At 67.0% G+C, this 17,396-nt stretch carries 16 protein-coding genes and 1 tRNA gene; 10 read left to right on the forward strand and 7 right to left on the reverse strand.

Features of this window, described 5'->3' with window-relative positions; all coding sequences use genetic code 11:
* Positions 1-228: 228 nt before the first annotated feature.
* Complete coding sequence (locus HMPREF3174_RS01820) at positions 229-1,542, reverse strand: hypothetical protein (RefSeq protein ID WP_145989888.1); 1,314 nt, start codon at positions 1,540-1,542, stop codon at positions 229-231.
* A 97-nt stretch (positions 1,543-1,639) separates the two neighbouring features.
* On the opposite strand from HMPREF3174_RS01820, the gene HMPREF3174_RS01825 reads away from it, so the two are divergent.
* Together HMPREF3174_RS01825 and HMPREF3174_RS01830 are read left to right on the forward strand one after the other, a co-directional pair.
* Positions 1,640-2,428: an SDR family NAD(P)-dependent oxidoreductase gene (locus tag HMPREF3174_RS01825; protein ID WP_070447582.1), complete on the forward strand. Its 789-nt coding sequence runs from the start codon at positions 1,640-1,642 to the stop codon at positions 2,426-2,428.
* Complete coding sequence (locus tag HMPREF3174_RS01830; RefSeq protein WP_062614137.1) at positions 2,425-3,120, forward strand: lysophospholipid acyltransferase family protein; 696 nt, start codon at positions 2,425-2,427, stop codon at positions 3,118-3,120. Before HMPREF3174_RS01825 ends, HMPREF3174_RS01830 begins: the two co-directional genes overlap by 4 nt.
* Positions 3,121-3,254: 134 nt before the next feature.
* Here the strand turns inward: HMPREF3174_RS01830 and HMPREF3174_RS01835 are convergent, their stop codons facing one another.
* The 5 genes from HMPREF3174_RS01835 to HMPREF3174_RS01855 form a co-directional block, all read right to left on the reverse strand.
* Complete coding sequence (locus tag HMPREF3174_RS01835; protein WP_070447583.1) at positions 3,255-4,769, reverse strand: sensor histidine kinase; 1,515 nt, start codon at positions 4,767-4,769, stop codon at positions 3,255-3,257.
* Positions 4,766-5,509 carry a response regulator transcription factor gene (locus HMPREF3174_RS01840; RefSeq protein WP_068539100.1) on the reverse strand — a complete coding sequence of 248 codons (744 nt, stop codon included), beginning with the start codon at positions 5,507-5,509 and terminating at the stop codon, positions 4,766-4,768. Before HMPREF3174_RS01840 ends, HMPREF3174_RS01835 begins: the two co-directional genes overlap by 4 nt.
* 9 nt (positions 5,510-5,518) lie before the next feature.
* On the reverse strand, positions 5,519-6,070 hold the full coding sequence (locus HMPREF3174_RS01845; protein ID WP_070447585.1) for an NYN domain-containing protein: 552 nt from the start codon (positions 6,068-6,070) through the stop codon (positions 5,519-5,521).
* 81 nt (positions 6,071-6,151) lie between these two features.
* Complete coding sequence (locus tag HMPREF3174_RS01850) at positions 6,152-6,907, reverse strand: PspA/IM30 family protein (protein ID WP_070447587.1); 756 nt, start codon at positions 6,905-6,907, stop codon at positions 6,152-6,154.
* Positions 6,908-6,954: 47 nt separating this feature from the next.
* Positions 6,955-8,868 (reverse strand): TPM domain-containing protein, encoded by a 1,914-nt coding sequence (locus HMPREF3174_RS01855; protein WP_083297647.1) that lies wholly within the window; start codon positions 8,866-8,868, stop codon positions 6,955-6,957.
* A 213-nt stretch (positions 8,869-9,081) separates the two neighbouring features.
* Between HMPREF3174_RS01855 and HMPREF3174_RS01860 the strand changes: the two genes are divergently transcribed.
* The 4 genes from HMPREF3174_RS01860 (at position 9,082) to HMPREF3174_RS01875 (ending at position 13,316) form a co-directional block, all read left to right on the forward strand.
* The gene (locus tag HMPREF3174_RS01860) at positions 9,082-9,456 is read left to right on the forward strand and encodes a cold-shock protein (RefSeq protein ID WP_068539108.1); all 375 of its coding nucleotides are present in this window, start codon (positions 9,082-9,084) and stop codon (positions 9,454-9,456) included.
* Positions 9,449-10,237: a DUF3027 domain-containing protein gene (locus HMPREF3174_RS01865; protein WP_068539110.1), complete on the forward strand. Its 789-nt coding sequence runs from the start codon at positions 9,449-9,451 to the stop codon at positions 10,235-10,237. Before HMPREF3174_RS01860 ends, HMPREF3174_RS01865 begins: the two co-directional genes overlap by 8 nt.
* Positions 10,238-10,243: 6 nt before the next feature.
* On the forward strand, positions 10,244-11,584 hold the full coding sequence (gene manA / locus HMPREF3174_RS01870) for a mannose-6-phosphate isomerase, class I (protein ID WP_062614129.1): 1,341 nt from the start codon (positions 10,244-10,246) through the stop codon (positions 11,582-11,584).
* Between the two features lie 265 nt (positions 11,585-11,849).
* Positions 11,850-13,316, forward strand: coding sequence for an NCS2 family permease (locus HMPREF3174_RS01875; RefSeq protein WP_068539114.1), 1,467 nt, complete (start codon positions 11,850-11,852; stop codon positions 13,314-13,316).
* Between the two features lie 73 nt (positions 13,317-13,389).
* Here HMPREF3174_RS01875 and serC read toward each other — a convergent pair whose 3' ends face one another.
* Positions 13,390-14,463, reverse strand: coding sequence for a phosphoserine transaminase (serC, locus tag HMPREF3174_RS01880; RefSeq protein WP_070447592.1), 1,074 nt, complete (start codon positions 14,461-14,463; stop codon positions 13,390-13,392).
* Positions 14,464-14,569: 106 nt separating this feature from the next.
* On the opposite strand from serC, the gene HMPREF3174_RS01885 reads away from it, so the two are divergent.
* From HMPREF3174_RS01885 to HMPREF3174_RS01900, 4 genes are all read left to right on the forward strand, one after another.
* A complete protein-coding gene (locus HMPREF3174_RS01885; protein WP_068539116.1) occupies positions 14,570-15,247 on the forward strand; it encodes a metal-dependent transcriptional regulator in 678 nt (225 codons plus the stop codon).
* 106 nt (positions 15,248-15,353) lie between these two features.
* Positions 15,354-16,091, forward strand: a complete 738-nt coding sequence (locus HMPREF3174_RS01890) for a C40 family peptidase (protein ID WP_070447595.1) — start codon at positions 15,354-15,356, stop codon at positions 16,089-16,091.
* Positions 16,092-16,229: 138 nt separating this feature from the next.
* On the forward strand, positions 16,230-17,171 hold the full coding sequence (locus HMPREF3174_RS01895; RefSeq protein ID WP_083297648.1) for a universal stress protein: 942 nt from the start codon (positions 16,230-16,232) through the stop codon (positions 17,169-17,171).
* Between the two features lie 94 nt (positions 17,172-17,265).
* Positions 17,266-17,338, forward strand: a tRNA-Arg gene (locus HMPREF3174_RS01900).
* The last annotated feature ends 58 nt before the right edge of the window (positions 17,339-17,396 follow it).

Raw genomic sequence — 17,396 nt, forward strand, 5'->3', positions numbered from 1 at the left:
TGTACCGGCCATTGTAGCATGCGTGAAGCCTGTTTGGGTCGGTGTCTACTTGGGCCTCCGGCAGTCACGCCGTTGCCTCGGGCTGTGAAGCCTCATCCCTCCTCGCCGGCGTGACCGCCTCCGGCTACCCAGATCTGCCCGGACGTTTGCGACGCATTTCCGGCAGGGGCGATGGCAATTTGCTGTGGCGGGTATCAAAAAGGTGTCGCGGATGCGGGGTGGGCTGGGCTATTCGACCAGGCCGGAGGGGAAGTCAGTCTCCCGGACGCGCTCCAGGGCCTCGCGCGCCCGCTGCGCCTCCTTGGCGGCCTTGGCGCGCTCGATCTTTTCGTAGGTGGCGCGGGCGATCTCGTCGCGGCGGGCCTGTTTGGCCTCCTCGGGGGTGAGGGGGCGGTCGGGCATGCCGGGGTCGAGGTCCGCGGAAGCGGACTCCAACGAGGAACCCACATGCTCCGTCTGCGACGGGGCAGGAGCCGCCACGGGCCGCTTCTCCGGTTCGGCCATGAGGCCCGGGTGCGGGGCAGTCGACTCGCGGCCGGAATCGGCGCCAGCGGTGGTCGCGTCAGACTCGAAGTGCGCGTGAGGCTCGCGGGGCTCGGCGGGAGCCCCGACGGACGGATTGCTGACACCTGCAGGTCCGCCATGCGGCGTTGAGCCGGGCCCGGCCGGACTGCCAGTTCGATCGGCGGCGGTTTCGGCGGCGTGAGCGCCAGCCCCAGCCGCCCCCGCGGCAACGCCAGCACTCGGCCCGCCGGCAGCACCAGCTACCGCGCTAGCACCCGGCCCGCCATTCCCGCCGAGCTCGGCCTTAATCACCGGGATGCTCCCGGTGGTCTTCTGCAGTTTAACGATCAGGCGCTGCCGCTCGAGTTCGAGGTTCTGGCGCGCGGATTGCTCCCACTGCGTGGCAAGCGGGGTGCTGAAGATGCGACGTCGGTCGAGCAGGCGGGTGACCACTTCGAGGCGCGCCTCGAGGAAGTGCAGTTCGGGGATGTGGGCGTATTCCTCGCGGACCTTCTCCATGTAGGTCTTGTACTTTTGGGGTTGGTTGGCAAGGAAACCAAGGTGGGCGTCGGTGAGGACGAGCAGGTCCATGTCGTGCGAGTCGAATATGCCGGATTCGGGCACGGGCAGGGGGTGCTTGCGCATGTGGAGGATGAGTTGGCGGATCTCTTCTACGGTGTCGCCGGGGACGCCCAGTTCGTCGAGGTACTTGGCCATGAGAGCCGCGGAGGCACCGCGGTCTTCGCCGCCGTTACGCGTGTAGAGGGCTTGGCCGTCGGTGGAGAAGACAAGCCCGTGTCCCCAGGCAGCCAGCCGGACGACGTCGGCGTCCTGCGCCTCAACAGCGAGGGCATCAACGCGGGCCAGGAGGTCGTAGAGGTGGGACGTGCCGTGGAAGTGGCGGCCGGGGCTGGACCACAGTTCGATGAGGAGGCAGCACACGCGGTCGATGGTCTCGCGTGGGGCTGTTGAACCTACCGCGAGCGCGGAACGCATGAAGGATTGCGTTACCCACTGGGGTACGTCGGTACAAGACATCTCTCTCCAAAATTTCGATGACGTCCGCGATTCTACCTACAATGGCGGTAGTATCTGAATCGGCAATGTTCTATCTGGGCCGGAGGGCGATGGCAGTATGACGCATCCAACGTCACTCGTGCGCGGGAGGGCGCTGATTACGGGCGGTTCGTCGGGCCTGGGCTTGGAGTTTGCGCGGCAGTTGGCTGCGCGCGGCTTGGATCTTGTGCTCGTGGCGCGTGACGCGGAGCGTCTGGCGCGGGCGGCGCAGGAGTTGCGTGGTTCGGGTGTGTCGGTGGAGACGCTACCGGCGGATCTTTCCGACGACGACGGCGTCGCGGCCGTCGCCCAGCGTCTCGGCTCTTTGCAGTCCCCGGTTGACGTTTTTGTGAACAATGCCGGCGCTGGTCTGTATGCGAAGATGGCTACCGCGGATGCGTCGGAGCTGGTGGCGGGCGCGGAGCTGATGGGGATCACCCCAATGGTGCTCGGTGGTGCGGCTGCGGCGGCGATGAAGGAGCGCGGGCGCGGCGTCATTATTAATACGTCGTCGATGTCGGGTGCGGCGCCAATGGGCGCGTACTCGGCGATTAAGGCATTTGTGCGGGTGTGGTCAGATTCGTTGGCCATTGAGGTGGCACCGTTTGGCGTGCAGGTGGTGACGTTCATCCCGGGGTGGGTGCGCACCGAGTTCCATGCGCGCACGGGTGTGTCCACGTCCTCGATCCCGGATTTCCTTTGGTTGGATGCCCAGCGCGTGGTGGCCGAGTGCCTCGCCGACGCCGACCGTGGCCGTACCTCGTCCACCCCTTCGAAGCGCTTCAAGCTTATTGGTTTCCTGGCCAAGCACGCGCCGGCGGGCGCGGTGGCGGTGGCGGTGAAGAAGCTGAATAAGGGTCGGCGATGAGCGAACTGCAACCGCTGGATGACTATCATTCGGAGTCGAAGATGCACGCGCGTAAGAACGTGCGGAGGTTTTTCACGCGCCCGGCGCTGAAGACGATCCTGTCCACGAATGTGGAGGGGCAGGAGAACGTGGAGGGCCTGGAGGGGGCGTACGTCGTGGTCGGCAATCACACGTCGCATCTCGACGCGCCGATGGTGTTCACGCTGTTGCCGGAGCACATGACGGAGAGGCTGGCTACGGGCGCCGCCGCGGATTATTGGTACCGGCGGCCCACCCTGTCGAAGATCACGGCGCTGTTTTTCAACACGTACCCGATCGAGCGCAAGCGCGGCGCGAACCAGGTCAGCGGGCCGGCGAAGGGCATGACCGCGCGACTGTTGCGCGAGGGCATCCCGATCTTGATCTTCCCGGAAGGCACGCGCTCCCGCTCGGGGGAGATGGGCGAGTTCAAGGTGGGGGCCGCGGCGCTCGCGATCAAGTTCGGCATCCCGATCGTGCCGCTGGCCCTGCGCGGCGGGCATGACGCGATGCCGGTGGGTGCGGTGCTCCCGGCCCCGAACCGCCCGCCGGTGGACATGTTTATCGGTAAGCCGATGTTTGCCGAGGAGGGCGAGGACGCCGAGGCCTTCATGTCCCGCGTGCGCAGCCAGATTCTGGCGATGCTGGAGCAGGGGGCTGCAAACCCGGAGTAGCCCGCGCCCGCCGGCCCTGGGTTTGAATTATTTTGGACGATTTCGGGGCGATCTCCTCATATGAGAAGATCGCCCCGAAATCGTCCAGTGTTTTTAAATCGCCCCGTGAGTTGCTCGCGTGCGGGCAGCCGGGCTCAGCGCCCGAGCAGACCCCGCTTCTTCTTGGTATCCCCCGTCATCACTCCCGGGAATTCGAGGCGGATGGTGAGCCCGCCGCCGGGGGTATCGAAGGCCTGCGCCGAACCGCCGTGAACTTCCATGATGGCGGCCACGATCGCGAGCCCAAGCCCGGATCCGCCCGACCCGCGCGAGCGCGAGGTGTCGGTGCGGAAGAATCGCTCGAAGATGCGCCCGGCCTGCTGGGCGTCGATGCCGGGGCCGTGGTCGCGTACGTCCACGACGCCGACCTGCCGCTCCGCGTCCACGCCCACGGCCACCTCGACGGGTGTGCCCTCGGGGGTGTGGTTGATGACGTTGGATAGCAGGTTGGTAATCACCTGGGTGACCTTTTCCGCATCCGCAGTGACGATGACCGAGCAGGGCTCGTCGCCTGTGAGTCCCACGACCTCGGCGGGCCACTGCGGGGCCCGCACGTGAAAGTCGGTGACCGTGTTGAGCGCGATGGTGGCCAGGTCGACGGGCTGCATGTTGATCTGGCGCCGCTCGTCAAGCCGGGCCAGCTGGAGGAGGTCTTCAACCAGGTGGGCCATGCGTTCGGATTCGGATTCGATGCGGGACATGGCGAGGTCCACCCCGCCGTCGGGAACGCCACCCAGCCGGTAAAGCTCGGCGTATCCGCGGACGGTGGCGAGCGGGGTGCGGAGTTCGTGGGAGGCGTCGGAGACGAATTGCCGCATGCGTTTCTCGGAGGCCACCTGCACCTCGAAGGATTCCTCCACGCGGGCGAGCATCTTGTTGATCGACTGGCCGAGCAGGGCCACTTCGGAGCCGTCGGTGCCGGTCGGTACGCGCACGGACAGGTTGCGGGCGGCCACCTCGTGGGTGGCGCGTTCGATGTCGCGCAGGCCGGTGAGCGACTGGTCGACCAGCAGGTAGGCGGCGAGCGCGCCGAGGATCAGGGTGATGAGCACGAGGGTGGCGAGCGCTCCGCCGAGGTTGCGCACGGTGTCATTGATCGGCTCGAGCGGCAGGCCGATCACCACCGATCCCACCGAAGTAAGGTTGGTGGGGGAGTAGTTGAGGTCGGTGGTGATGATGCGCCACTCCTGCCCGTCGCGGGTGGCGGGCACGGTGGAGGGCGCTGAGCTTTTGCGCTGGGCCAGCAACTCGGGGTTGAGCGGCGTGCCGTTTTCGTCCTTGATCTGGGAGTTGACAACCGTCAGGTGCCCGAAGGGCACGTTCGCCGCCGGATTTGTGTACGTAATAAAGAGGTAGAAGTCGCTGGGCAGGAGCTGGTCTTGCGTGTCGTTGATGAGCTGGTCGATCGTGACCGTGGCGATCGTGCGGCCCGAGGAGCGCAGGTTGCGGTCCGTCTCATCGATGAGCGAGCCGCGTAACGTGACCGTGGCGAGCCACGACACGGTGACCAGCACGATCGCCATGATGACGATGAACGCGAACACGATGCGGACCGACAGGGTCCGCCGCACCTTCGGCGCCGGGCGCCGGGATTGGAACGTGACGTTCATTTCGCCCGGCGTAGCACGTAGCCGATCCCGCGCTTGGTGTGGATGAGCGGTTCGAGGGCGGCCACCTCGTCGGGGTCGGTGATCCCGAGCGCTTCGGGCGAGTCGATCTTGCGGCGCAGGTAGGAAATGTAGGATTCGACGATTGACGCCTCGCCCACCCAGTTGTAATCCCACACGTGGTCGAGGATCTGGATCTTCGACACCACACGCTCGGCGTTGATGAGCAGGTAGCGCAGGAGCTTGTATTCGGTGGGCGACAGGTCGACGGCGTGCCCGGCCCTGCGTACTTCGTAGGAGCTTTCGTCCATTTCCAGGTCGTGGTAGCGCAGTACGTCGGAGCTGGCGGATTCGGGGGCGGTGCGGCGCAGGATCGCGTGGATGCGCGCTACTACCTCCTCGAGGGAGAACGGCTTGGTGACGTAGTCATCGCCGCCCACTTCCAGCCCGCGCACGCGGTCCTGCACGTCGTCCTTCGCCGTGAGGAACAGGACCGGCAGCTCGGGTTCCTGTTCGCGCAGGTGGGTGAGAACTTCGAAGCCGTCCATGTCGGGCAACATGATGTCGAGCACGACGATGTCGGCCAGGAACGTCCGCTCCACCTTGAGCGCCTCGGCGCCGTTTTCGGCGGTGGCGACGTCGAAGCCGGCGAAGCGCAGCGAAGCGGAGAGTAGCTCGCGGATCGTGGGCTCGTCGTCGACCACGAGCACCTTCGTCTCGGGCTTCTTTGATGCCATGTCCATCCTGGGTCCTTAGATGAAGGCGAGCGGATCGAAATCGTCGATGTCGATCGGGTAGATGCGGTTGAGGGTCTGGTTAAACGCCGCCACGTCGTATTCGAGGTCGATGATTTTCAGCCCCTGGTCCTCCAGTTCGGCCAGCTGGGCCGAGAGGAACTCGCGGAAGCACATGATCGCCAGGCGGTGGCCGGCGTCTAGCAGGTCGCTGACCTGGGGGAGGTAGTCGACGTCGTGGGAGGCGATGACGATGTCCGCGCCCGGGCGGTGCATCCCGATCGCGTCGAGCGTGCGCTGGATGCCGACATCCACGATCTTCACGTGCGGATCGTCGGACGTAAGCAGTACGGGCTTCCAGCCGATCGCCAGCAGGGCCTGGACGAAGGTGAACGCGGTGCGCTGGGAGGCGTTCATGTAGAACAGGCCGGTGGTCTCCTCGTCCTCGCCCCATGGGCGGTAGCGCAACACGCGATCCCAGCGGGGGCGCTCCTCTGGGTGCGGGGCGCGCTTGAGGATGTTGACGCCCAGGGTCGCGTCGATATTCTCGCCGTCGATCAGAAAATACATATTCTCATGCTATCGCGGAATGAGGCGGCGAGGTGCCCGGGGTGGGCCACCTCGCCGTCGTATCGCGCTGGGCTGATCGATTTAGTAATCGGTGAATTCCGTGCCCTCGATCGCCTTGGGTGCCTCGCCTGCCTGGAGGGCGGCGAGACGGGCGGCGACCTCGGCGGACGTGTCGGTTGACTCCAGTTCGGCGAACTGGGCATCCAGCGAGGACGCGGACACCTCGGCCTTGCCAGCCGCAATGGCTTCCTCGCGGCGCACCTTGTCCTCGAAGCGGGCAAGCTCCGAGGTCGGGTCGAGCACGTTGATCGACGCGATGGCGTCCTGGACCTTGTTCTGGGCCGCGGCGGACTTCTGGCGGGCGCTGAGCTGATCGCGCTTGGACTTGAGCTCTGCAAGCTTGCTACGCATGACGTTCAGGCCGTCCTTGAGTTTGGCCACCACTTCCTGCTGGGAGCGGATCATCGGCTCGGCCTCGCGGGCCTCGCCCTCGTGCTGGATCTGACGCTCGAGGGCCACCTTGGCGAGGTTGTCGAACTTCGCGGCACCGTCCTCGTTTCCGGCCGCGCGCATTTCGTTCGCCTTCGCGACGGCGGCCTGTGCCTTCTGCCCCCACTCGCGAGCCGAGTTGATGTCCTCGTTGTAGTCGGCCTCGGCCAGGCGCAGGTTACCGATGGTGACGGCAACCGCGTCCTCCGCCTCGGCGATGGAGTTGGTGTAGTCGCGCACCATCTGGTCGAGCATCTTCTGCGGGTCCTCGGCGCGGTCGATGAGTGCGTTGATGTTGGCCTTGGCCAACTGTGCCATGCGCCCAAGGATGGACTGCTTTTCTGCCATGGTAAATTACCTTTCTCTTACCTGGTCAAAATTGGACATGGACAAAACTAGAATCCTCGGCGCTCGCCGGTAGAGCCGCCGCCACCGCCGCCGAAGCCGCCGCCGAAGCCACCGCCTGAGCGGCCTCCGCCCCCGAACCCGCCGGACAGCCCGCCGATGATGAGCCCGCGGGCTACGCCGGACAGGATCGACCCGGCGAGCGCCCCGGCGAACGCGTCGCCGTCGGAGGAGTACCCGCCCGAGCCGTAGGGCCCGCCGCGGTTCATCCGCTCCACGTCCGACAGGGCGGCCTGCTTGGCGCGGTTGGCCGCCACGCGGGCGGACTCAGCCAGCTGCAGGCGCTCTTGCGGATCCTCGCCGCTTGCCGCCTGCTGGTAGGAATCCTGGGCTTGGGCCAGCTGCTCACGGGCCCCGCTGCGGGCCGAGGCCCGGTAGCGCGTGACCGTGGCTTCGGCGTCGTCGATCGCGCGGCGCGCGTAGGCGAGGGCCTGGTTGGCGTTGGCCTCGAGCTTCTTGCGGTTTTCCTCCGCCGCGCGGAAGGGCTCGAGGGCCAGGTCGATCTTCGTCTCGGTCTCGTGCAGTTCCTCGACGCTGCGGAACGGGTCCGCGTTCGCCCCCGATGCCCGCTGCACCGCCTCCTGGGCCGTGGCCAGTAGCGGCGCCACCGTGGGATCGGTGGGGGCCAGCCGGCGGGCGTCGGCAATATCGGAGGACAGCGAGGCCACGCGCTCGCGCATCTCCGCGCTCGCAGCCTCCAGCTGCTGCGGGGCGTTGAGGAGGGCGTCCGTGAGCTGGGAGGCCTGGGCGAGCGTGGCCTCTGCCATGCGCACGTACGGCACCGCCCCGTTGCGATCGCCCGCGGCCACCTCGGAGTCGGCCGAATCGAGCGACGTGCCCGTGGCCTCAAGCAGGTGCGCCACCTGCGCGGGATAGGTGCGCAGCGTGGCAAGCGCCGACGCCGGGTAGTTCACCTCAAGGTTGTCCACCGTGCGCTTGCCCAGCTCCAGGCGCTGGTTAATCTCCGCTACGCGCGTGCGGAACTCGGCCACCTTCGCATCGGCATGCGCGGCGAGGTTGCGCAGCTCGGAGAATTCCTTCGTGTGGTGCTCGAGCGCCTCCTGCGCCGACCGCACCAGCTGCGTAATCTTCGCGCTCAGGTCCAGCTTCTGCTGCGGGGTCTCCGGATCGGCGTCGTGAAGCTGGGAATGGATCTGGAAGGCCGCCGACGTCGCCTCGCGCGCCTTGTCGATCGTTAGCTGGAAGCTTTGGGTCGCCTCGAGCCCGAACTCGGCGCGGGCGAACTCGAGTTCAGCGCTGGCCGCACGCACGTCGTCGTCGACCTCGAGCAGGGCCGCCGATGCCTCCTGGACCTGCTTGTCCGCGTCCGCCACGGAGGCCTTCGTCTTACGGCGATTGGCGACGGCGATCGCGCCACCCGCGCCCACCGCCACCGTGCCGATCCCCACCAGCGGCCACGGGAACCCGCCCGAATCGTCCACGAGCTCCCCGCCACGCGCCACCGACGCCACGTTCTTGGCGAGGGTGGTGACGCCGGCGTCCCAGTCGCCGTCGCCGAAAAGATCCATGACGTACGGGCTCAGCGACTCGTTCAGCACGGCCTCGGACACGTCGCCCGAGCTGGTCGAATGCCAGCCCACCTCGCGCGTGTCCACCGAGATGACCACCACGCCGTCGTACTTATCCATCCCCGACACCGCGTGCGTCTGCTCGGCCCACTCCTGGGCGTCCATCCCGTCGAGGTTCTTGACCGTCACCACCCACAGGTCCTGGCCCGGCACCTTCTCGACCTCTGCGGCCGCCGCCGCGTCGTCGTCGACCACGCCCGCCAGGTCGGTAAAACGCGCATCCAAGTCCTGGGGCGGTTCAGCGAACGCCGCCGCGGGCACAAGCACGATTCCAAGTGCCATCACCGTTGACGCCAGGACGTGCGACTTTCTCATGGGACCTCCCTGAACCTGCGCGTGTGTCGCGCAACACTAACCTACCAATTCCGGCAAGCCCCGCGCGAGTAGATGCCGGGCCGGGCGCCGATATCGCCTCAGAGCGGACAGGCCGGGGTGGCGGCGTCGTGAAGAAAAAGAGGCACAGGAAAAAGCCGCGGCGAAAGTGTCATAATAGGTGGACGTAACAACATTGATGAAAGGGAACGCTAGGTGCCTAAGGGAAAGGTGAAGTTCTTCGACGAGAAGAAGGGCTTTGGTTTCATTGCCGGCGACGACGGGCAGGAGGTCTACCTGCCCGAAACTTCGGTGCCGCTGGGAGTGCGCCTGCGTGCTGGAACGCGCGTTGAATATGGCATCGGCGATACGCGCCGGGGGCCGGCCGCGCTGCAGGTCACGGTGATCGAGAAGCAGAAGTCGCTGGCGGCCGCGAACCGCCGCTCGGCTGAAGACATGGTTCCGCTCATCGAGGACCTCATTAAGATTCTTGACCATGCTTCCACCTCGCTCCGCCGCGGGCGCTATCCGGAGGGCGGCGCGCGGATTGCTCAGGCGCTGCGGGCCCTCGCTGAGGATTTTGATGTCTAATCGTATTAACCCAACCCACAACGTCACTCGTGAAAAGACGCTCGCGCGCGCCGTCGACCAGGCGCGCGAAGCCCTGCTCGACGTCACGCACGCGTCCAACGTTGGCGAGCACGCCGGCGTGGTGCAGGAGGGAGAGCGCGTGGTGACGCACGCCTTCACCTGCCAGCTGCCCGGCTACAAGGGCTGGTTCTGGACCGTCACGCTCTCGCGCGTGCCGCGGGCCCGGCGCGGCACGGTGGACGAGGTCTCGCTACTGCCCGGCCCAGACGCTCTGCTCGCCCCTGAGTGGGTGCCGTGGGCAGACCGGCTCCGGCCCTCCGACGTCAGCGGCACCGACCGTCTGCCCTACAACCCCGACGACTCCAACCTCACCTCCAACGACCCCCTGCTGGATGAGAGCTTCGAGGCCGCGGGCGTGGACGGGGACGAGCTCGCCGAGTTTGAACTGGGGCTCGGCCGGGCGCGCGTCCTGTCCGATCAGGGCCGCCAGGAGGCGTTCAAGCGCTGGTACGACGGCGACGGCGGCCCCCACAACCAGGCCACCCGCACCGCCAAGGCTACCTGCTCCACCTGCGGCTACCTGCTCCACATGGGTGGCTCGGCCCGCCAACTGTTCGGCGTGTGCGCGAATGAGTGGAGCGCCTACGACGGCCGAGTGGTCTCGCTCGACCACGGCTGCGGCGCACACTCGGAAACCGATACGCCCAAGCCCGATAAGATGTGGGACCCCACCGACCCCGTGCTCGACGACCACGATCTGGATATCACCGCGAACGAGTAGCTCTCCATGCACATCATTCAGGGTCGCGTGCGCGATTATACCTGGGGCGCGCGCGATGTGATCCCCGAGTTCTTCGGCCTGCCCGCCGCCGACACGCCCGTTGCCGAGCTCTGGCTCGGCGCGCACGCCGGCGCCCCCGCCCGGTGCGGGGTGGGGCCGCACGCGGTCGCGCTCGCGGCGGAGGATGTGCGTGTTGACGACGCCGGCCCGGCGGCTAGCGCTGGTGGTGCCGGTGAGGCCGGGGCCGATGTCGCTTGCCCGGCCGACGTCGTTAGTCCAGCCGACGTCGTCAGCCCAGCCGGTCCCGCCGCCGACCTGCGCGACTACATCGCCCGCGACCCGGAGGGCGTGCTCGGCCGGGACGTCATGCGCCGCCACCAGGGCGAGCTGCCCTTCTTGCTCAAGCTCATCGCGCCGGCCCAGCCCCTGTCCTTGCAAGTGCACCCGTCGATGGAGCAGGCGGCCCGGGGGTTTGTGCGCGAGTCGGAGCGGGGGATCGCGCTCGACGCCCCGAACCGCTCCTACAAGGACGCCCTCCACAAGCCCGAGCTGGTCTACGCCTTCACACGCTTCGAGGCCCTGGTCGGCTTCCGCTCCCCGCGCCGGATTATCGGCGTGCTCGAAGGGCTCGGCACCGAGCTGACCGACCGCCTGGCCGACCTCATTCGCTGCGAGCCCAACGCGGGCGGGGTGCGCGAGGCCTTCTCCTGTCTTCTGTCCGCTTCGCGCCCGAGCGCGGACGCCGTGGCGGAGGTGGTCGAGGCCTGCCGCACGCGCCCCGCCGAGGACTCGCCCTCCCCGCGCGCGGACGCGATCGTGGGCCGCCTGGCCAGTTTCTTCCCCGGCGACCCCGGCGTGGTCGCCTCCCTCCTCCTCAACCCCGTCACGCTCAACCCGGGCGAGGCGATGTTCACCCCCGCCGGCACGGTCCACGCCTACCTTTCCGGCTTCGGGCTGGAGATCATGGCGAACTCCGACAACGTGCTGCGCGCCGGGCTGACCTCAAAGTATGTGGACGTGCCCGAGCTACTCGACGTCATGGAGACCGTGGCCGCCCCGCCCATCCGCATCGCGCCCGAGCGGATCTCGCCCGTGCAGTCCACGTACTATGCCCCCGTCGACGACTTCGAGCTTTCCATCGTCAACCTTCGAGATGCCACCCGGCGCGTCAAGCTGCGCGGTGCCGGCCCGCGCATCCTCCTGTGTGTGGCGGGCGCCGCCGAGATCCGCACCGCCTCCGGGCAGTACTGCCTCATGAACACAGGCCAGGCCGCGTTCGTCCGCGCTGACGATGGCATCCTCCAGGCGCGCGGTGCCGGCCGGCTCGTCCTCGCGGAGGTCCCGTAAGGCGGCCGGGTACCCTGGTCGGGCGGTCTGGCCGACGGAACTCGTGAATATATCGGCTGGCGATTGCTATAGCCACCTGGCCGGCCTCAGATTCACGACTTGTGACGGGCACACCCGGTACCGGGCGGGAATTGGGAGGGCGGCGCCGTGAAGCCGCGACCTCGGCAGTTGCCTGTTTCACAATGTGACCAACGCGTCGCCGCGAGTCTTTCAGAGTGTGAGACGGAAGTTGCTACACCTGTTTCGCGGTGTAAAACTCACGTAGGTGAGCACTACGAAGACCACTGCGAATAAGCAGAACACACCATCCATTCTTGATTCTTACTTCCGCCTCTCCGAGCGCGGATCGTCCGTGCGCCAGGAGCTGCGCGGTGGCCTCGTGACCTTCTTCGCGATGGCCTACATCCTCGTGCTGAACCCGATCATCCTGTCGGGCCCGGATTCGACCGGCCAGTTCCTCGGCGGCGGCAGCGAGCCGAACCTCCCCGCGATCGCGGCGGGCACCGCCATCGTCGCGGGCCTCATGTCGATCCTTATGGGCGCCGTGGCGAACTTCCCGCTGGCGCTCGCGGCCGGGTTGGGCCTGAACTCGATCGTGGCCTACACGATCGTCCAGCTCCCGGGCATGACCTGGGCCGACGGCATGGGCATCATCGTCATCGAAGGCATCGTCATCGTGCTGCTGGTGCTGACCGGCCTGCGCGAGGCGATCTTCCGCGCCGTGCCGAATGTGCTGCGCACCGCGATCTCGGTGGGCATTGGCCTGTTCATCACGCTCATCGGCCTCATCAACTCCGGCATCGTGGGTACGGGCGCCACCCCGCTCGCTTTCGGCGTCAACGGCTCGATTTCCACGTGGCCGCTCGTCGTGTTTCTTGTGGGCCTGGTGGTCACGCTCGCGCTGATGGTGCGCCGCGTGCAGGGCGCGATCCTGTGGGGCATCGTCACCGGCACCGTGCTCGCCATCATCGTCGAGGCCGTTGGCCACCTGGGCCCCAAGGGCGCCGAGAACGTCGGCGGTTGGGGCCTGACCATCCCCGCGGTCGAGGGCTCGCTTGTCCAGGTGCCGAGCTTCTCCACGCTCGGCCAGTTCTCCATCACCGGCCCGTTCCAGAAGATCGGCGTGCTTGCAGTCATCGTGCTCGCCTTCTCGGTCATGCTCGCCGACTTCTTCGACACCATGGGCACCATGGTCGCCGTCGCCTCCGAGGGCGACCTGCTCGATGAGGACGGCAACCCGCCGCACACGCAGTCCATCCTGCTTGTCGATTCCCTCGGCGCGATCGCCGGCGGCATGGGCGGCGTGTCCTCCAACACGTCCTTCGTCGAATCTGCCACTGGCGTTGCCGACGGCGCCCGCACCGGCCTGTCGACCATCTTCACAGGCATCTTCTTCCTGCTGGCCACCTTCCTCGCTCCCCTGTTCGCGATGGTGCCCTCCGAGGCCGCGGCGCCCGCGCTCGTGGCGGTGGGCTTCCTCATGATGCAGCAGGTTACGGAGATCGAGTGGACCGACCTCAAGGTCGCCATCCCCGCCTTTGTCACCATCATCTTCATGCCGTTCGGATACTCGATCACGGTGGGCATCGGCGTGGGCTTCATCGTCTACGTCATTATGCAGGCGGTGGCCGGCAAGGCCCGCGACGTGCACCCGCTCATGTACGCTACGGCGGGCACGTTCGTCATCTACTTCCTGCTTGATCCGATCAACAAGGCGCTTGGCCTGGCCTAAGGCTGGCTAATCGTTGGGCCCGGGCGAATGCCCGGGCCCTTTCCTATCCCCGACGTCGTGTACGGGTGGGGAGCTAGCCGACCAGCTCGTCGATGACGCCGAGCAGCCGCGTCACATCCTCGACGTCGATCGCGGGGAACGTGGCGATGCGCAGCTGGTTGCGCCCAAGTGAACGGTACGGTTCGACGTCGACGACGCCGAGCTCGCGCAGCTGGGCCGCAATGCCCGCGGCGTCAACGCCCTCGAAGTCGATCGTGCACACCACCGGCGAGCGGTACTCGGGCGCGATGAAGGGTGTGGCGAACGGGCGGGCCTCGGCCCACTCGTAGACGGCCGAGGAATTGTCCCGCGAGCGCGCCTGCATGGTGGACAGCCCGCCGGTCTCGACCATCCACTCCACCTGCGCCTGGAGCATGAGGAGCGTGGCGATCGCCGGGGTGTTGAGGGTCTGGGCCTTGCGCGAGTTGTTGACCGCGAGCTGGAGGTTCAGGAAGTCGGGCACCCAGCGCTCGGCGGTGAGGCGCTCAATCCGCTCGAGCGCGGCCGGGGAGGCGAACGTCAGCCACAGGCCGCCGTCGGCGCCGAAGCACTTTTGCGGGGAGAAGTAGTAGAAGTCGGCGTCGGCGGGGTCGATCTTCAGCCCGCCGGCGATGGACGTGCCGTCCACCACGGTCAGGGCCCCCGATCCGGGCGCGACCCGGCGTAGCGGCGTCGTGGCACCCGTGGAGGTCTCGTTGTGGGCGTATAGATAGGTGTCGACATCGGCGGGACGGCACTCGACCATCTGCCCCGGCTCCACGCGCAGCACCTCGGGCTCGCCGAGGAACGGGGCGCGCTCGACCGCACGGGCGGCCTTGCCGGAAAACTCGCCGATGACGGCGGCCTGTGCCCGGTCCTCCACCAGGCAGAAGGAGATCGCGTCCCACAGGGCGGACGCGCCGCCGTTGCCCAGGATCGCCTCGTAGCCCTCCGGCAGGCCGAACAAATCGGATAGGCCCTCCTGGATCGAGCGCACCGCCCCACGAACGGCCGGCTTACGATGGGAGGTGCCCATCAGGCCGGAGTCAGCGATCGCCGCGATCTGGGCGGGGCGGACCTTGGAGGGGCCGGAACCGAAGCGGCCGTCGTCGGGAAGAAGTAAACTCATGGTCCGATCATCTCACTTGGGCGCAGGCGGCGGGCAAGATTTCGAGTGCTGAGCGCGCGGGGGTTCCAGCGGCTAAGATGGCGGGGAGAGCCAGTGAGGGGGAGCCGTGAGCCAGCTGATCGATACCACCGAGATGTATCTGAAGACCATCTTCGAGCTGAACGAAGAGGACATCCCGGCGTTGCGCGCGCGCATCGTGGAGCGGCTCGGCCAGTCCGGGCCCACCGTGTCCGAAACCGTGAGCCGGATGGAGCGCTCGGGTCTGGTGTCGATGGGGCGCGGGCGCGAAATCGACTTCACGGAGGAGGGGCGCCACTACGCGATCCGCGTGATGCGCCGCCACCGGCTCGTGGAGCGGCTGCTGCAGGACGTTATCAAGCTTGACTGGCCCCACCTTCACGACGAGGCGTGCCGGTGGGAGCACGTGGTGTCCGACGACGTCGCCGAACGGATCGACGCCCTGCTCGGCCACCCGGAGGCTGACCCATTCGGTAACCCGATCCCGGCGGCTGGCGAGTCGGCGATTCACAACGTGCGCGAGGCCGGGCTCAAGTCCGTCATGGAGGTCGAGCCGGGCGGGGAGTACGTCATCGAGCGGCTGGCCGAATCGGTCCAACTTGACCTCGACATCCTGTCGATGTTCTCCGATGAGGGGCTCGTGCCCGGGGTGAAGATCACGGTGGATGTTATCGACTCCGACAGCGCGATCGTCGTGCAAAACGGCGATTCCGTGCGGCTTTCGGCCGATGTGGCGCGCGGAGTTTTCGTTCGAGAAGCCAAGTGACGTATCACATCGTTATCAAATCGTGACAAATCGTTATTGTCCCGTTATGCTGATCTCGTAGCGCGCCGCACTGGCGCGGAGTTCTTAGCACAACGGAGAAAAAACTATGGCGAGTCGCCACGACATGATCGCGCCCCGCTCGACCTTCTCGAAGTCGACCGTGACTGCGGTTGCAACGGCTTCCACGGCAGGGGTCCTCATGGGTATCGGTTCGCCGATGGCTCTGGCTGATGGCAACGCTTCCGCCGCCCAGGCGTCGAAAGCCTCGATCGAGCTGGCCACCTCGGCTACCACCACCAACCCGGTTGCCACGGTTGATCTGGGCACGGTGTCGGTGGGCGAATGGGAGATGGAGACCGTCACCGTTGAGGCCGAGGGCGCCCCGGTTGCCGCGGCCCCTGTCGAGGCGACTGCCCAGACCGCCACCGCCGAGGCTCGCACCACCTCCGACACCGCTCAGGCCACGCCGGCTGTTGGGGCCGAGCCGGTCCAGCAGGCATACTCGGGCTCCGCGAGCTCCGTTGCCGCCACCGCCCTCGCTTACCAGGGCGCCCCCTACCGCTGGGGTGGCACCACCCCCGCCGGCTGGGATTGCATCGGCTTCGTCCGCTACGTCTACGCCCAGCACGGCGTGCACATCGGCGGCTACACCACCTCCGTTCTTTCGGTCGGCTACCAGGTCCCCTACTCGGAGGCCCGCGCAGGCGACATCCTCTACTGGCCCGGCCACGTGGCCATCTCGCTCGGCAACGGCATGAACGTCGGCGCCTGGAACGAGTCGATGGGCACCACCACCGGCTCGGACGCCTCCATCGGCATCCCCACCGTGATCCGCGTGTTCTAACACAAGCTTTTCGATGAAGGGCCCGAAAGGGCCCTTTTTCGTGTGCGTTGGTGGTGCGGGGCGCCGGCGTCGACATCGCCTATTTCCTACCGCTGTGACCTCGACTTTGAGACAATAGAGGCAACTAAGGAGGATGCAATGGCGCACGAAAACATTGTTGTCGTTGGTATAGATGGATCCGAGGCGGGTAATTCCGCGCTCGAGTGGGCGCTCGCCCAGGCCCGAGCCCGCGAGGCGCGGCTGCACATCGTGTGTGGGTACGAGTTGCCGTCCCAGTACATGTCGCCGGAATTCCAGGTCGCCCAGGGCAACGTAAATCACTTGTATGACTCGGCGCGCAAGATTGTGGACGAGGCGGTGGTCACGGTGGAGGGTCAAGGCGTGGAGGTGACGTCCGCGCTCGAGTTCGGTGATCCCACCGAGGTGCTCGTGGAGATTTCGAAGCGCGTGGCACTCGTGGTGGTGGGCGGGCGCACCCAGCACACGGGCCGGCTCGCCGACCGCCTCTTGCGCACCGTATCCTCCGCCGTGCCGGCCAACGCGTACTGCCCTACGGTGGTGGTGCCCACGGATTCGCCGTCGTCGCACGTCCCGATCGAGCGGGTGGTGTGTGGCGTGGACGGCTCGGAGCACGCGAAGATGGCGCTGCAGCGAGCGGTGTGGGAGGCGGATCGGTGGAACGCCAAGCTGACCGTGCTGGTGGCGGTGAACCCGTCTGCGGTGGGCTGGGTTCCGGCTTACACGTTCCGCGACGAGCACCTGCACGAGATGGAGTCCGCCGTGGCCGCGCAACTGGCCGAGGTGGACGAGGGCCGCAAGATCGACGTCGAGATCACGGCGGTCGAGGGCAGCCCGGCCCACATCCTGGCCCAGATGTCCGAGGAGTCGGACCTGGTGGTGCTCGGCACGCGCGGGCGCGGTGGCTTCACCGGCCTCCTCCTCGGCTCGACCTCCCAGACCCTGCTCGGTTACTCCGCCTGCCCCACGATGGTGGTGCCCAGGCGTGTGCGCAAGGGCGACGATCACGGGCCGGGCCCGGTCCAGCTGGTCGACGACGACGAGCCGGGCATCAAGGGCTAGTCCGGCCGGCAAGCACTAAGTGCCAGCCTATGGCTGGGTTGCCGGCCAGCGCCGTTTTTGCCCTTGGCTCCTTTCGGGTAGTCTTGCAGGGCATGCCCTCGTAGCTCAGTGGATAGAGCACGGCTCTCCTAAAGCCGGTGTCGTAGGTTCGATTCCTATCGAGGGCACTTTTCTTGCCCGTAGCGCACTGTGCCGGCAGGTGGCGTGGCTAACTGGTGGGTCTGG

Source organism: Trueperella sp. HMSC08H06 (genome assembly GCF_001808465.1).
GTDB classification, from domain to species: domain Bacteria; phylum Actinomycetota; class Actinomycetes; order Actinomycetales; family Actinomycetaceae; genus Trueperella; species Trueperella bernardiae.

Excerpts from the sequence above, each read along its gene's own strand:
- HMPREF3174_RS01835 (WP_070447583.1), bottom strand. The coding sequence starts at position 4,769 with ATGAACGTCACGTTCCAATCCCGGCGCCCGGCGCCGAAGGTGCGGCGG.
- HMPREF3174_RS01850 (WP_070447587.1), bottom strand. The coding sequence starts at position 6,907 with ATGGCAGAAAAGCAGTCCATCCTTGGGCGCATGGCACAGTTGGCCAAG.
- serC (WP_070447592.1), bottom strand. The coding sequence starts at position 14,463 with ATGAGTTTACTTCTTCCCGACGACGGCCGCTTCGGTTCCGGCCCCTCC.
- HMPREF3174_RS01845 (WP_070447585.1), bottom strand. The coding sequence starts at position 6,070 with ATGTATTTTCTGATCGACGGCGAGAATATCGACGCGACCCTGGGCGTC.
- HMPREF3174_RS01825 (WP_070447582.1), top strand. The coding sequence starts at position 1,640 with ATGACGCATCCAACGTCACTCGTGCGCGGGAGGGCGCTGATTACGGGC.
- HMPREF3174_RS01895 (WP_083297648.1), top strand. The coding sequence starts at position 16,230 with ATGGCGCACGAAAACATTGTTGTCGTTGGTATAGATGGATCCGAGGCG.
- manA (WP_062614129.1), top strand. The coding sequence starts at position 10,244 with ATGCACATCATTCAGGGTCGCGTGCGCGATTATACCTGGGGCGCGCGC.
- HMPREF3174_RS01840 (WP_068539100.1), bottom strand. The coding sequence starts at position 5,509 with ATGGACATGGCATCAAAGAAGCCCGAGACGAAGGTGCTCGTGGTCGAC.
- HMPREF3174_RS01820 (WP_145989888.1), bottom strand. The coding sequence starts at position 1,542 with ATGTCTTGTACCGACGTACCCCAGTGGGTAACGCAATCCTTCATGCGT.
- HMPREF3174_RS01865 (WP_068539110.1), top strand. The coding sequence starts at position 9,449 with ATGTCTAATCGTATTAACCCAACCCACAACGTCACTCGTGAAAAGACG.
- HMPREF3174_RS01855 (WP_083297647.1), bottom strand. The coding sequence starts at position 8,868 with ATGAGAAAGTCGCACGTCCTGGCGTCAACGGTGATGGCACTTGGAATC.
- HMPREF3174_RS01890 (WP_070447595.1), top strand. The coding sequence starts at position 15,354 with ATGGCGAGTCGCCACGACATGATCGCGCCCCGCTCGACCTTCTCGAAG.
- HMPREF3174_RS01830 (WP_062614137.1), top strand. The coding sequence starts at position 2,425 with ATGAGCGAACTGCAACCGCTGGATGACTATCATTCGGAGTCGAAGATG.